14 protein-coding genes are annotated in these 14,916 nt (G+C 55.9%); all 14 read right to left on the bottom strand.

Annotated elements, in window-relative coordinates:
* Positions 1 to 47: 47 nt before the first annotated feature.
* The 14 genes from SPV1_RS08060 to queG all read right to left on the bottom strand — a co-directional run bounded on the left by SPV1_RS08060 (position 48) and on the right by queG (position 14,744).
* Positions 48 to 1,388, bottom strand: a complete 1,341-nt coding sequence (locus SPV1_RS08060; protein ID WP_009850660.1) for a TolC family protein — start codon at positions 1,386 to 1,388, stop codon at positions 48 to 50.
* Positions 1,385 to 4,483 carry an efflux RND transporter permease subunit gene (locus SPV1_RS08055; RefSeq protein ID WP_009850659.1) on the bottom strand — a complete coding sequence of 1,033 codons (3,099 nt, stop codon included), beginning with the start codon at positions 4,481 to 4,483 and terminating at the stop codon, positions 1,385 to 1,387. Before SPV1_RS08055 ends, SPV1_RS08060 begins: the two co-directional genes overlap by 4 nt.
* The gene (locus SPV1_RS08050; RefSeq protein WP_009850658.1) at positions 4,480 to 5,559 is read right to left on the bottom strand and encodes an efflux RND transporter periplasmic adaptor subunit; all 1,080 of its coding nucleotides are present in this window, start codon (positions 5,557 to 5,559) and stop codon (positions 4,480 to 4,482) included. Before SPV1_RS08050 ends, SPV1_RS08055 begins: the two co-directional genes overlap by 4 nt.
* A complete protein-coding gene (locus SPV1_RS08045) occupies positions 5,556 to 6,173 on the bottom strand; it encodes a TetR/AcrR family transcriptional regulator (RefSeq protein ID WP_009850657.1) in 618 nt (205 codons plus the stop codon). Before SPV1_RS08045 ends, SPV1_RS08050 begins: the two co-directional genes overlap by 4 nt.
* Positions 6,174 to 6,352: 179 nt before the next feature.
* Complete coding sequence (locus SPV1_RS08040) at positions 6,353 to 7,000, bottom strand: tetratricopeptide repeat protein (protein WP_009850656.1); 648 nt, start codon at positions 6,998 to 7,000, stop codon at positions 6,353 to 6,355.
* Positions 7,001 to 7,062: 62 nt separating this feature from the next.
* Entirely contained in the window at positions 7,063 to 7,851 is a 789-nt protein-coding gene (locus tag SPV1_RS08035) for an SDR family oxidoreductase (protein ID WP_009850655.1), read from the bottom strand.
* A complete protein-coding gene (locus tag SPV1_RS08030; RefSeq protein WP_009850654.1) occupies positions 7,852 to 8,514 on the bottom strand; it encodes a TenA family transcriptional regulator in 663 nt (220 codons plus the stop codon).
* Entirely contained in the window at positions 8,515 to 10,002 is a 1,488-nt protein-coding gene (locus tag SPV1_RS08025) for an AMP-binding protein (protein WP_009850653.1), read from the bottom strand.
* Positions 9,999 to 10,691 (bottom strand): thermostable hemolysin, encoded by a 693-nt coding sequence (locus SPV1_RS08020; RefSeq protein ID WP_009850652.1) that lies wholly within the window; start codon positions 10,689 to 10,691, stop codon positions 9,999 to 10,001. Before SPV1_RS08020 ends, SPV1_RS08025 begins: the two co-directional genes overlap by 4 nt.
* A gap of 94 nt (positions 10,692 to 10,785) precedes the next feature.
* Positions 10,786 to 11,379 (bottom strand): glutathione S-transferase family protein, encoded by a 594-nt coding sequence (locus SPV1_RS08015; RefSeq protein ID WP_009850651.1) that lies wholly within the window; start codon positions 11,377 to 11,379, stop codon positions 10,786 to 10,788.
* 151 nt (positions 11,380 to 11,530) lie between these two features.
* On the bottom strand, positions 11,531 to 12,292 hold the full coding sequence (gene thiD, locus SPV1_RS08010; RefSeq protein ID WP_009850650.1) for a bifunctional hydroxymethylpyrimidine kinase/phosphomethylpyrimidine kinase: 762 nt from the start codon (positions 12,290 to 12,292) through the stop codon (positions 11,531 to 11,533).
* On the bottom strand, positions 12,289 to 12,924 hold the full coding sequence (thiE, locus tag SPV1_RS08005) for a thiamine phosphate synthase (RefSeq protein WP_009850649.1): 636 nt from the start codon (positions 12,922 to 12,924) through the stop codon (positions 12,289 to 12,291). Before thiE ends, thiD begins: the two co-directional genes overlap by 4 nt.
* Positions 12,917 to 13,576, bottom strand: a complete 660-nt coding sequence (locus tag SPV1_RS08000; RefSeq protein ID WP_009850648.1) for an HAD family hydrolase — start codon at positions 13,574 to 13,576, stop codon at positions 12,917 to 12,919. The genes thiE and SPV1_RS08000 overlap by 8 nt, the downstream gene beginning before the upstream one ends.
* Entirely contained in the window at positions 13,569 to 14,744 is a 1,176-nt protein-coding gene (gene queG / locus SPV1_RS07995) for a tRNA epoxyqueuosine(34) reductase QueG (protein ID WP_040881750.1), read from the bottom strand. Before queG ends, SPV1_RS08000 begins: the two co-directional genes overlap by 8 nt.
* Positions 14,745 to 14,916: the final 172 nt, after the last annotated feature.

Genomic DNA, 14,916 nt, shown 5'->3' with positions numbered 1-14,916 from the left:
AGCTTATCACCCTGAGTGCTGTACATCCGGAGTTTGGTATCTGCTGATCAGCGGGCTGAAGCGGTCAACCAGTCCTGTACGAATGCCACCTGATCCGTATCCAGCGTACCAACGGCTGCATATAACTGCAGCACGGACAAACCGTGGGTTGCGATGCTGTCGGCCAGACCTGCACGGGCACTGGCCAGCCGGTCCTCGGCATCAAGCACCTCGGTCATCGTGCGCAATCCTGCATCAAAGCCGGCATGCGCTGCCTCACGTTCGCTGCGGGCACTGGTTAGCGCCGCTTTCATAGCCGTCAGCTCGGAGCCTGTAGCCTGCCACTGCAACCATGCCTGACGCGTAGCCAGCTTTGCCTGACGCTGCGCTTCATCCAGATCGGCCTCGGCCCGAATCTTTTCCTTTTCGCTCTTGCGCTGCTGCGCCCATGTAGAGCCGCCCGCATATAGCGGCATACTGATTTCTACCCCGATAGAGGTGGATTCCGTACGTGAGCCGGTACCGAACATACCCGAACTGCTGCGCTGTTTATCCCAGCCGGCAACCAGTTGCAACTTCGGCAACGCACCACCGAGCGCCTTGAGTTCACCTGCATCAGCCAGCGAGATCGAATTTTCAGCCATCTGCACGCGATCGGCGTGGTCTGCCTGCTCCAGCCATGATTGCTCAGAGCTCTTCGCCAATGCCAGTGGCTGCGGCGATGGATTCATGCTCGCGGTAACATCCGCCTCATGCCCCAGCAGTGAGGAGAGCACGGCTCTGGCCTGATTGACCGCCTGCTCAGCCCTGATTCTATTTGCGCGTGCCAGATCGCGGCGGCTGGTTGCCGCCAGAGAGGTATTAACCGGCTCCAGTCCCACCTTGAACGAGGCTTCCGCCTGTTCCGCCAGCCGCTGCATTGCCTCTTCGTCGGCTTTTGCCGCCTTCAACCGCTGTATCGTACGCATCACATCCAGCCAGGCTGAAGCAACAGCCAGTATGGTTTGCCTGCGCACCAACTGCAGCGATGTCTCTCCCATGGCTGCCGATGCCAGCCCCTGCTTGTAAAGCGACCACTTCTCCAGATCAAACAGCGGCTGATAGGCTTTGACGCCATAATCGGTCTCAACCATGTTCAACTCATTGGCCAGCGGAAATGCAATCGGTCTGTCGTAAACAATATCGCGACGCACCTTCTGCCACGAGCCACTGGCCGCAACATAGGGCAGCAACCAGGCTCGTCCGAGTTTTGCATCTTCGCTGGCGCTGTCACGCGCAGCCTCTGCCGATTGCAATGCCGGCGCATGGCCCAGTGCATCGGTCACCGCCTGACTCAGTGATACGGGTTGCGCATGGAGTGTCGGTATCCACAGCATCAGCGCAGGTAGCGCCAGAGATAGTCGTTTCATACATTCATCTCCTTATCCGATTCTGATCGACGCCCGTGCAGGCGTGCAGAGAGCCTCATTAATCCGTTCTCCAGCAACGAGTAGGCTGCCGGAACCACCACCAGCGTCAGCAGCGTGGATGAGATCATACCGCCGATCACAGCTACCGACATCGGGATAGTCATCTCACTGCCCTTGCCCAGCCCCAGAGCCGTCGGCAGCAGTGCAAAGATAATCGTCATCGATGTCATCAGCACCGGTCGCATACGGATCGGACAAGCTTCCCGCAGCGCATCATCAATACCCATCCCCTGCTGCCGATACTGGTTGGTCAGATCCACCAGCAGAATCGAGTTTTTTGCCACCAGCCCCACCAGCAGTACCAGCCCGATCATCGAGAAGATATTCAGCGTGTTGCCGGTCATCCACAAGGCTGCCACGCCGCCGATAATGGCCATCGGCTGGGCCAGCATCAGCACCCACGGTTGCGCCAGCGAATTAAACTGACTGGCCAGCACCATAAACACCAGCAGCATGGCAATACCGAAAGCAAACATCATATTCTTGCCTGTTTTGCGGAACTCGGCCGCCTGACCGGTATATATGATGCCGTAACCGGGCGGTAGCAACTCTGCTCCCACCGCATTGATTTTATCCACCGCAGCACCCAGCGGCATGGTTGGCGCAGAGTAAAACAACCCGGCATAACGCAGATCCATTTTTTGGATGACCGCCGGGCCCAGTTTCTCCTGCCAGCTGACCAGCGAATCCAGTCTCACCTGTGAACCATCTGCGGCACGCAGGTAAATGCGGCTCAGATCCGATGGATGCATCAACTCACCCTGCTCCGCTTTCAGCCGTATATCATAACGATTACCGTCTCCCGGCTGATCGTTATAGCGGGCAATATCCATGCCGCCTGCCAATACACCGATCGTCTGCGCCACATCCACCGCGGCAATACCGAGATCACGTGCCCGCTCCCGATCCACATGGATATCCAGCTGCGGCAAATCCAGCTGCAGATCCAGATCCATATGCCCCATGCCGTCAATCTTGTTCAGCCGCGCCAGCATCTGCTTCGATACATCGGCCACCACATCCAGGTTCGGTCCGTTCACGGCAAACTGCAATGGCTCACCACGCTGACCGCCGCCGACAATCGGCACTTTCACGGCAAATGCATGCAGGCCCGGTATCTGATCCAGCTTTTCCTGAACCATCGGCAACACATCCCATTGACGATGTTCCCTCTCGGATTTGGGCGTCAGCCGCACATATACAATACCCTGATTCACCTGCCCGAGCTGACCGGAGCCGATCAGGCTGAAATAGCTGCTGATATCCGGGTTGGCGGCCAACACCTGCTCTACTGCCTTAAGCCTGCCATCGGTATCCGCAATCGAGGCGCCGAGCGGCGCCTTGAAGATGATCATAAAGCGCCCCTCATCCTCCTTGGGCACAAACCCCTTGCCGATCATGCCGAATAACGAGGTGCTGGCAATAAAGCCGACCAGCGCCAGCAACAACACCGTACCACGGTGGCGCAGGCACCAACCCAGCAAACGCGTATAAAAGCGATCCAGCCACAACAGGGCGCGATTAAACAAACCGTACAACCGGCCATGCTCTGTCTGTACCTTCAGATAGCGCGAGGCCAGCATCGGCACCAGCGTCAGCGATACAAACAGTGATGCGAGCACACCGAAGGTGACAATTACGGCAAAGGCATTAAAGAAACGGCCGATCATTCCGTCCATAAAGATCACCGGTGCGAAAATAGCGACCAGCGTAAGACTGGCAGCAATTACGGCAAAGGTTACCTGCCGGGAACCGGCGATCGCGGCAGTTCGGGCATCCGGCTCCAGCCCCTTCTCCCGGTGCCGATAGATATTTTCCAGCACCACAATGGCATCATCCACCACCACGCCGATCAACAGCAGCAGCGCCAGCAGCGTCATCAGATTAAGGGTAAAACCGAGCAGATAGGCCGTGGCAATCGCCGCCAGCATCGATACCGGAATCGCCGTAGCCACGATCAGAGTAGAGCGCAGGCTTTTCAGAAATACCAGCACCACAATTGCTGCCAGCAATACCGATTCAAAAATATGCTCGATCAGGCCGTCAACGATACCGCGTACGATATCCGCATCATTGGTGGCAATGCCGATCTTCATGCCGACCGGCAAGGCCGGTAAAATCTCGTTGTTCAGCCGCTGTTTCACCTCATCGACAATAGCGACCACATTGGCACCGGTCACCTTGACCACACCGATACCCACCGTCGGCTTGCCGTTGTAGCGGGCCAGTTGCCGATCATCGGCCAGGCCGTCCTCGACACGGCCGATATCACTCAACCGGATCAGGTTACCGTCCCTCGCACGCACAACCAATTTGCCAATGGCATCAAGCGAATGAAACTCCATATCCAGTTTGATCATATATTCGCGTTTGCCGCCGGTCAGGAACCCGCCGGGAAACTGTATATGCTCGCGTCTGAATGCACTGAGCACATCGGCAATGGTAATACCCATGCCCTGCATACGCGGCAGATCCAGCCAGATACGGACAGTACGCTTGCGCTCACCGCCAATCTGCACTTCGCCGACACCGTTGATATTCTCCAGCCGCTTTTTGATAATATTACGGGCATATTGATTAAGCTGTTGCAACGTACGATCACCGGTCAGTGAGAGCCACAGAATGGGCGAAGCACCAATCTCCACCTTGGCCACAACCGGCGGGTCGGTACCATCCGGTAACTGGCGCAGTATCTGATTGACCTTGGCCTGCACTTCATTAAACGCGACATCAATATTCTTGCTCAGCTTAAACTGCACCGTCACAATCGATACGCCGGGTGTGGAATAGGAGATTACATGATCAATACCCGGCACACTGTTGAGTTTTTCTTCGATTATTGAGGTGATTGATGCATCAATCACATCCGGATCCAGGCCGGTCTGCACGGTGGTTACCGATACCATCGGGAAATCCACCGTCGGGAAACGATCCACACCGATACGCTGGTAGCTGATCAAACCGAACAACACCAGCAGTGCCGACATCATCCATGCCAGCACATGTCGATCGATCGAAATCGATGACAGATTCACGGCTTCACTCCATCCGTGTTATGCACTTCAACCTGTGCTCCGTCGCTCAGATAAGCAGCGCCTTCGGCGGCTATCACTTCACCTGCAGCAAGTCCGGAGATCAGTTCGATGCGACCATCTGAATGTACGCCGGTCGTCACCGGCACGGCATGCGCAATATTGCCTGTGATGCGATAGATCACCGAACCGGCAGGCCTGAGTACCACACACTCTTCCGGCACCATCACCGCCCCGTTATGGTGATCGGTAATAATTTCAGCAGTCACCGAGGCACCCGGTCGCCAGTGACCCGGATTATCTATCTCCACCCGCGCCTCAAATGCATTGCTGCGACCTACCATCGGCGTCAGATCAGTAATCGGTGCAGTGATCGGTTTCGTCGCACCGGCCAGATGCAGGCGCACCATCTGCCCCTTCTCAATGTGGGCAGCCCGTGTTTCCGGCAGCGGAATCGATACAATCAGGCGTTTGCCTGCGGCAATACTGAACATCGGCTTGCCAAGGCCGATATAATCACCCGCTGCAATCAACCGCTGCTCAACACGTCCGGCAACCGGCGAGATGATACGCGTACGCTGCAGGTTATTGCGCGCCTGATTCAGGCCTGCTTCAGCCGCCTGCTCGCCCTGCTGTAATACATCCAGCTGCGCCTGCGCCTGTTCCAGCACCGTCTTTGAGATAAAGTTTTTTTCAATCATATCCTGATAACGATTGACCAGACTGCGCTGGGCCTGCTGCTGAGCCTGCAGCCGCTTTAATTCCGCTTCCGCTTTTGCCACAGCCGATTTCGCATCTGCATCATCCAGCACGGCCAGCAACTGCCCTTTTGAAACAGCAACACCCGCATCCACGAGCACGCTTTCAACACGCCCCGGCACCTCCGCACCAATGGTTGCGGCAACCGGATCAATGATCCGGCCCAATGCCGTTTCACTCACCTCGATATCCTGCGCAACACTCACGGCTGTGGTGATTTTCACTGACCGCACCTGTACTTCGGCTGCTTCGTCTTTCTGATCTTTACCGCAGCCGGACAACAGCCATGCAGCAATGAATAGTAACATAAATGATTTCATGCCTGACTCCCGGACACCGAGCCGGATCGGGCCATACCATCCAGCAGCAGCGTGAACATCGATTCGGCGGCATCCTCTATGCGAACAAACGGTGTGTCCGGCAGGTGTTTGAGTACCGGCCAGACAAGAAACAGAAACAGATTGATGCTGACAACGGATACCGCCGCCAGACCGGCATCCACATCTGTTTTCAGCTCACCGGCATGCTGTGCTTTTTCTATCAACCGGCGCAGCCGGACAAAATGCTCACCAAACACCTCTTCGCTCAGTTGGCGGGCCTGATCATCACGGCCCAGTGTCAGCTCCCGCAAAACCAGACGCACGACATCCGCATGCGCAAGCGTCTCCTGCAGATCATGACGACGGTAATCGGCCAGCGATGCCAACGGATTGCCATCTTCACGCGCCGCCATTTGCGCCACAAGTGCAACGATACCTTTACACGAGCGCCTGACCACGGCCTGATACAATGCTTCCTTGCTGTCAAAATGGTGGAACACCGTTGCTTTGGATATACCCGCTGCTTCGGCAATTTCTCGAATGGATACACCATCAACACCATGGCTGGCAAACAGCGATTCCGCAGCATCCAGAATTTTCACACATCCGGGCATCAATCACACCTCCATAAATATCCGCCAACCATACCGACCGATCGGTCAGCTGGCAATTTGCAGAAATCTCAGCCGCACAACAGATCGGCCATGGCAACGATCAGCACAAACAAATACGGCCGGTTACTAATGTAACCGGCCGTATGACAAACATTCAGATCAATGAATCAGTGTACGTACTACTTTTTCGCCTTTTTCAGTTTCTCGACAGCTTCGGCTTTCCGCCCTGCAGAGTACACAGGTCGATCGGTCACCGCAGGCAAAGCGATCACCTTCTCCAGGTATGGAATCGCCTTCTTGTATTTTTTATGCTCCATCCAGTAGTCGCCCATAAAATAATTGGCATCCATGTCATTCGGCGCCATGGCGATCGCCTTGTTCAGATACTCCATCGCCTTGTCATCATCACCAAAGCCGATAAAGCCGCCCGGCACCATATAATAGAAGCTGCCCAGCGTGGTGTAGACCGATCCGTGCAGCGCGTGCGGATCGATTTTTTCCGCCGCCAGTAACAGATCACGCCCCTGCTTCATCTGAGGCATGGCATTGAACATCGACGACACACCGCCCATGGCCCCGGCATAGCCGGCCCGAATGATCGCTTCCCATATCTTCGGCTCGGCCCGGTCGGGATACTTTGCATCCAGCGCCGCCGCCTTATCCACCAACGCCTTGAATACCGCTTCCTTCTTATCGTCAGCCGTCTTGTAATTGGCCTGAGCCCATTCGTGCTGCAACACCAGCACAGCATTATCTACTTCATCTGCACAGGCTGTACTTGCCAGCATTCCGGTTGCCACAAAGGCAGCCGCCATCCATTTCATCATCGTTCTGTCTCCTTATCCAAAATGTTGATCAGTAACACAAATTCATTTTCACCACAGTTTGACTACTGCTTCTTTGCGAACGTGCGTGCGATGCGATTCTGCGCAGCCAGCGCCCTGTCAACAAGGCGCGGAAAGAGCACATTGATGCGCACAAACAGAGACTCCGGGAAGCCGAAGTAGATGTCCTTGTGATCATTATTGATTGCCGCAACAATCTTTTTAACCACATCTTCGGGGGCGTCCATATTCGTCTTGGTCGCTTCATTCATCTTCATCACAGCATCGGAATTAATCGGTGTTTTCACTGCCCTCGGAGCAATATAGGTCACCTTGACCGCGCTATCGGCCAGTTCGCGCCGCAGCGCCTCGGAAAAACCGCGCAGACCAAACTTGCTGGCTGAATAGACACTGAAATAGGCAAAACCGATCGAACCGAAGATGGAACCGACATTGACGATGCGTCCCGAGTTCTGCTCCAACATCGCTGGCAGAAATGCACGCGTCAACCACATCGGAGCCAACAGATTGACCCGCATAATCAACTCGATTTTGCCCGGGTCTTCATCCTCATAGGCTGCAAAGCTGTTAATGCCGGCCAGATTGATCAGCAGATCAACGCCACCAAGCAGCTGCAGACACTCTTCCGCGGCAACCTTGCACCCTTCTGCCGATGAGAGATCACCGGCAACCGTATGCGAACCTTTCAGCCCTGCCGCAACCTTGTGCAGCGCATCGGCGTTGGCATCCACCATAGCCAGTGTCGCACCGCCGGCAACCAGTTCAGCGGCCAGCAGGCTTCCCATACCGCCGGCGGCACCGGTCAGAACAATACGTTTTCCCTTGATCTCCATTTACTGCTCCAATCGGACAACCGGCAGGCTGCGGAAAATATCACCGTAAAGGCGGTACATCATCTTCGCGCAGTGCACGACGGCCTGCTGATCCTCTTCCCTGTCCAGACGATTCATCAGCTTCTCGTAAAAGTCGACATGGCCCACATCGAGAGAGCCGTGCGAACTCAGATAGGAAAATGCCGACTTGGGCAGATTCAGCGCCTGCTGGATATTCTCGGCTGCGTGAGTTGCCAGTGAAACACTGGTTCCCTCCAGCACCAGCACCATGCCGAAAAAACCGACCGGATTATTGCGATATACCGTGTCATAGGCATAGGCCACCATCAGCTCGGTTGCAGGCAACGGCATAGCGTGACGTACGGCTTCTTTATCAGCACCGCATGCCGCAATATCGTTGAGAATCCACTCCTGATGCCCCATCTCCTCTTCGATATACTCACCGATCGCCTCGCGCAACCACTCCAGCCGTTCGGGCAGACGACCGCCGGTCGCCATCAGCAGTGGTATTGTATGCTTCACATGGTGATAAGCCTGGCCGAGAAAGGCCAGATAGCTCTCCAGTGACAGCTGACCGGCAGCTCCCGACTGGATAAATGGAATGGACAATAATGTATTGCGTTCGACCTCGGTCGCCTCAATCAAATCATCGTAAAACGCCATTTATGACTCCTCATATATAGTATCTAACTGTTGCCGATAATGTGTCTCTATATGCTGCCGCCGCGGCCTGCCGGTGCCGGTCCACAGACCGTTAGCCACACTAAATGGCTCCCCGGCCTCAACCCAGCGCGAAATTCTGGCATAATCGGGCAGGCGTGCGTTGGCCGATGCTACAGCGGCATCTACCGCAGCCATGTCGAAATTCTGTCTCGGTACAATGACTGCAACATTAAACGGACGCGCCTCACCGAAAATACAGCTCTGGCCGATCGCCGGCTCTATCGACAACTCGCGCTCCACCCATTCCGGTGACACATTGCGGCCAAATGCGGTAATAAATATATGTTTTTTGCGACCGGAAAGATGCAGGAATCCATCATCGTCCAGATAACCGATATCACCGGTCGGCCATGCTGCTCCGCTTGCCATCTGACTCTCGCCCAGATAGCCGGAAAACAGGCTGCCACGCACCAGAATTTCACCGTCATCGGCAAAGCTCAGCGTTACATGCGGCAAGGGTTTGCCGACGCTGCCCGGCCGGTTAACGCCCGGCGCATTAACCGCTACCACACTGGCTGCCTCGGAAAGGCCATAACCTTCATACACCGGCAGCTCCAGATGGGCGGCCGTTTCCAGCAGCTTCAGCGATACCGGTGCACCGCCCACCGCGATATAACGCAGGCTTTCCGGCTTCGCCATTCCGCCGCCAACAGCCGCAACAAGTGCATGCAGCATCTGCGGAATCATAATACAGGTTGTCGCCCGGGCGGCGTGCAGCGCGCTGACAAACTGCTTCACATCCAGGCCACTGGCCCCGCTCATGCCGATGGCAGCCATACCCGGAGCATGGATCGTCGCACCGGCCAGCAGCGGTGCGTACACACCACCAATATTTTCCAGCAGCGTGGCATACGGCAGCAGTGCCAGATGACGATCCTCTGCGCCTGCCCCGGTTGCGGCTGCAAGTGAGGCTGCAACCGTCTCCATCGCATCAAGGCTCAGACAGACGCCCTTGGGTTCGCCGGTTGAGCCGGAGGTATAGGTGATTTTGGCGCAGTCAGCAGGTAGCCGCACATCCGCAGTAGAAATCCGGATCAGGCTTAATCCGGCAATGGTTGTGACGGTTGCCTCAGACGGAATACCCAGTTGTGCAAGCAGCGCCGAAAACTGATCCGCCCTGTCTGTCAGGATGCCATCGACACCGGCATGATGCAGCAGATGGCCGATCTGGGTCGGTGCAAAGAAATGCGGCACGGGTATCAGTGGAATCGCTGCCTGCATACACGCCAGGTCCGCACACAACCATGCAGGCGAATTATCCGCAGCCAGTGCCAGCGTATGCATGTCTGTATCACGCAGCAGGGAAGCTGCAGAGTCTACAACATCGCGCAGTTCACTGTAGCTGTAGGAGATGGAAGCAGATGTGAGCGCAACATGTTCGGGTCGATCATTAGCCTGGGTATGGAGTGCTGCCAGTACGCGACTCAAATGCCGCTCCCTTCCATACCACCCTGTTCTGTTGCCTCGTCTTCAGCCGCAGCGAATGCAGGCACTCCGTTATCGCCTGCCGCACGTATACCGGCCTCTTCCGCGGCCGCCCAGGTATCGCGCAGGCTGGCCCACAGATCCTGCAGGTTATCATGTCCGTGTTTGATGTCGGCAAAGCAGACCACAGGATTCCCCTGATAGTATGCCCCCCATTTGGCGACCTCTTCAGGCGGCAGCCGGGTTTCATCGGCAACCATCAGCTCACGCGTATCCAGCCCCAGTTTGCGGAACACGTTGCGCATGCGGGTAACACCGGTAAAGGCAACCCAGCGATAACCGCGAGCCCACATATAGGCGGTTGCTGCGATAATCGCCAGACGCGCATCGCCCGCCTTTGCTTCAGCCAGATTACCTACTTCAACGATGCTTGAGCGCTCGATTGTTCTACCCAGATAGCGGGAGATCGAGGCCTCTATCGGCTCATCCAGATAGTTTTCCAGAAACAGCCTTTCCTGACCGGCAGCGCGATAACCCATAACCGCCCGGTATTCACCTGCAGCATTGGTCACCCGCATAATCTGCGGCATAAAGGTGTCGACCTCGGCCCCGTAAGCCCGCTGGTATGTATCGTGAATAAAGCGAGTCACCCTGCTCCATTCGGGGTCGTTCTTGCGAATCACATCAAACACTGGCTATTTCCCCTTATACAGCGGTGGATGAACATGAGCCTATGATAGCTACACAAACTGTTAACGAGAAGTGACAGCGTTCACAATTAACCAATCAATATTCGCGCAGCATTTGCTCGACTTCGGAGAGTGCCCGCTCAAAAGCAGGCCTTTCAAACAGACGATCCATATAGCCTTCCAGATGCGGCCATGCAGCCGTATCGATATCCAGAGACTCCAGACGCCACAGGATGGGAGCCAGTGTAATATCAGCCAGCGTATACTGCTCACCGATAAAATATTCCTGACGAGCCAGATAGCCGTTCAGTGATTCGAGATAGGCTGAAATCTTTTTGACCGCATCTTTTTTCTTGCGTGGATTACTGGTCTCTTCGTAGAGCGGGTACAACTCACGCTCCAGCTGCAGCACAGCCAGACGCATCTGCGCCCGCTCGGCCGGTGAGCCGGGCTTCAGCGGCGGATGCGGATAACGCTCATCCAGATATTCATTGACCACGGAGGATTCGAAAAAAACGATGTCGCGGTCAATCACTGTCGGCAGTTTCCCATAAGGGTTAAGCTTGAGAAAATCGGCAGGGAGGTTATCTGTTTCCACCTCTTGTGTTGTCACCGGCAACTCTTTTTCCGCCAGTACAATACGGGTGCGATGCGAGTTCGGGCAATGGGCATCGGAATACAGTTTAATCATCTAAAAGCCTCCAAAAGAGAGGCAGACTGACGAAGCAGCCTGCCTGAACGGTGGGGCAGTATAGCTGCGGCAGCGAAAAAATAAAGCTTTTTCATATTTGTTTCGAATAATCAAGTAGTTACAAGGCATCTTCGGCGCATACCCTGTTGATTCAGGCAGTGCACTCCTGCAGGAAGGCAATCGCTGCTTCCACAGCCGGAACCAGCGGCATCTGATTCGCCAGTCCGGCGGCCACAGCCGAAGCCAGCCGGCAGCCTGTTCCATGCCCTTCTCCTGCACTCCAGCACTGACGGATATGGGTAAACCGATGAATCCCCTCCTCCTCATCACAGAGCAGGTCCAGCAACATATCCCCGTCGGCATGCCCCCCCTTGAGCAACACGGGACAACCGAGTGCTTCGCGCAACGCCTTGACCGCCTCAACCGGAGAGTCAGCGGCATAGCCACTGGGTTGACCCAGCAAGGCATCGGCCTCATCCAGATTCGGTGTAATCAGAGCAGCCTGCGGCAACAACGCTCCGCGCAAAGCAGCCACGCCGCCCTGATCAAGCAGCACACTACCACTGCTCGAAATCATGACCGGGTCCACAACAAGCGATCCGTGATGCAGCTCTGCCAAAAGCCCTGACACCACCGCCACATGCTCGGCATCGAGCAGCATGCCCGTCTTCACCACCGCCACATCATAATAATCAAACAGCGCGTGCAGCTCGGCATCGAGCTGTGCCAGCGATACAGGCTCAATACGCGCAATATGAAGCGGGTTCTGTGCCGTCAGAGCCGTGATAGCCGAACAACCGTATACACCAAGCCTGTCAAACACGCGCAGATCAGCCTGAATGCCTGCTCCGCCACATGAGTCGGAGCCGCCAATGGTCAGGCAAACAGGCCGCGCCATCATCACATCACTCATGCCGCGTCCCAGAGCGCAACCAGTCTGGCAGCGGTCAACTCAATATCATCGGCCGCAAACAGGCCTGAAATCACCGCAGCACAATCCGCTCCGGCCGCCTTGATCTGTACAATATTACTCAGATTAATGCCGCCAATGGCACAAATATCGGCATCGGGAAATAGTTCCCGTGCCTTGATCAGGCGGGGCAGTCCGATGGCCGGCACCTCGGGCTTTGACTGCGTCGCCCACACCGCGCCAATCGAAATATAATCCGCACCCTCTCTCAACACATGTCTGGCAAGCCCGGCATCACCACGACAGGTCACGCCAACAATCAGATCGTGACCCGCATCGACACGCAGCTGCGTGAGATTCGGCATATCATCACGCCCCAGATGTACGCCATCAGCGCGGGCATCCAGTGCCATCTGAACCGAATCATTGACAATAAAACAGGCATCATAATCAGCCGTCAGTGCGCGCAAGGCCTTCGCCCGTTTCAGAGCCCGGTTATACCCCTGCTTCTTGTCGCGGAATTGCAGGATACGCAGGCCGCCCTTCAGTGCCGCCTCTGCCCTGCCCATCAGGTCATCCGTATCCAGATCAGCCGGCAAAATACCGTAGATGCCGGAGACCCGCCTGTCAGTCATCGAGCAGCTTCAGCAGGTCGGTAAATGCATGCAGCGACACCACGCGTCCGACAAATTCTTCCGGCAGTTCCTGGTAACCATGTTCGGCAAAGCCGACGCTATGGCAGCCTGCATTGAACCCGGCCTCTACATCAAAACGGGTATCCCCCACCATTACCGTCTCGGACGGCTCTACGCCCATCGCCCGGCAGCATTCAAACAGCATGTCCGGCGCAGGCTTCTTGGCAAAGCCGTCTTCCGGCGACAATGCCAGCGTCAGATAAGGGGTAAGCCCCAGCGCATCGAGCACCTTCACACGCGCCTTGGCCGGCTTCGCCGTCACCACACAGCATGGGATTCCGCGTGCTTTCAGTGCATCAAGCGTCTCTATCACACCGGGAAATGGCTTGCCAAAATCGGCCGGGTGCTGCTCATAGATGTCGGCGAAGGCGTGATACAGAGCCATCGTCTCGGCATGCTCCATCGGCAGCCCCAGCACATTGGAGGCAAGCTTGTGCGCTCCGCCGCCGACATGCGGTTGTGTCTCTTCAAGAGTCAGGCGAAAATCATAGCCAAGTGACTCCAGCGCACGATTGGCATTGGCCTGAATATCCGGCAGCGCATCCACCAGTGTACCGTCGAGATCAAATATAAAAGCTTTTGGTTTACTCATCGTTCATCCTTATATGCCGCATAGTTAGTGATATCTCTTCACGTACAGCATCATCTTTTTCAGCCACATTCATCTGCACAAGTACAGCCAGAATATCAGCCCTGTTTTCCTGTCCGACCAACTGCCCGAGCGCCCAGACAGCATGGCCACGAATCAATGGCTCGACATCATCGAGCACCGCAATCAGATCCGGCATAAACCCGGCATGACCGGAATTTCCCATGGCAATGCAGACATTACGTAACAGGCCGCGCCGCTTTGTTCTCCGGATGGGGGATTTCATAAAGCGATGACGAAAAGCATCCTCATCCAGCTGCAGAATACTAACAAGGTCGGGCAAATGATTCTCCCCCCTTGGTGTAAGGAGATCATCCCCCAGCGTCGTCCCCTTACCTGCATGCTCATTCCACGGGCAGATCATCTGACAATCGTCGCATCCGTAGATCCGGTTACCCATCAACGGACGCAACGGGTGCGGTATAAAGCCGTCAAATTCAATCGTCAGATAGGAGATACAGAGACGCGCATCCACTACATATGGCGCCACTATGGCTCCGGTCGGACAGATATCGATACAGGCCGTGCAACTGCCACAGTGATTTGCCGCCTGCGCATCCGGCACGATTTCAGCTGTGGTAAAAATCTCACCAAGCAAAAACCACGAGCCTACTCCTCTGTGAATGGTCAGCGTATGTTTCCCCTGCCAGCCCAGCCCCGCACGCTCCGCCAGTGCATGCTCAAGTACCGGTGCTGTATCGACAAACACCCGCTGATCGTGTCTGCCCAGCAGAGTGTCCAGATCACGCGCCAGTGCCTTCAGGCGCTTTTTCATCACCTCATGGTAATCATCGCCATGCGCATAGGCGGTAATCACGCCCCGCCTTGTTCCGGAGCATGCTTCATTCAGCCCGTACTCCGGCGGCGTATAACGCATCGCCACTGTAACCACCGAGCGTACTCCGGCCAGCATCGATGTCGGGTCGCTACGCCGTTGCAGGCGCACCTCTTCCGCCATCCAGTCCATCTCGCCCTGCATGCCCGCATCGACCCAGCGATGCAGTGCCTCGGCATGCTCACGCGCCACCACCGGCTGCGTGACCCGGCACAGGTCAAACCCATGTTCCAGTGCCTTCGCTTGCACCGTCGATTTGACGCAATCAGAGTTCATCGCTGAATCCTGACACATCAGGCAAGCGCTGACACCGCCACGCCGTCACCCCGTCGCCTCAAACATCAGAAACAGAGCACTGCATTGAACATTGATCGCCGCAGAAAACAGCCCCTACCTCCCGCCGATCAGCAGCGCTCTTGCACAAAGAGGCATATACCGATGACCCGGG

The sequence above is a fragment of the Mariprofundus ferrooxydans PV-1 genome, assembly GCF_000153765.1.
In the GTDB taxonomy this organism is placed as follows: domain Bacteria; phylum Pseudomonadota; class Zetaproteobacteria; order Mariprofundales; family Mariprofundaceae; genus Mariprofundus; species Mariprofundus ferrooxydans.
Note: the sequence above shows the minus strand (reverse complement) of the source record. Positions and strands in the feature narration are given on the sequence as shown.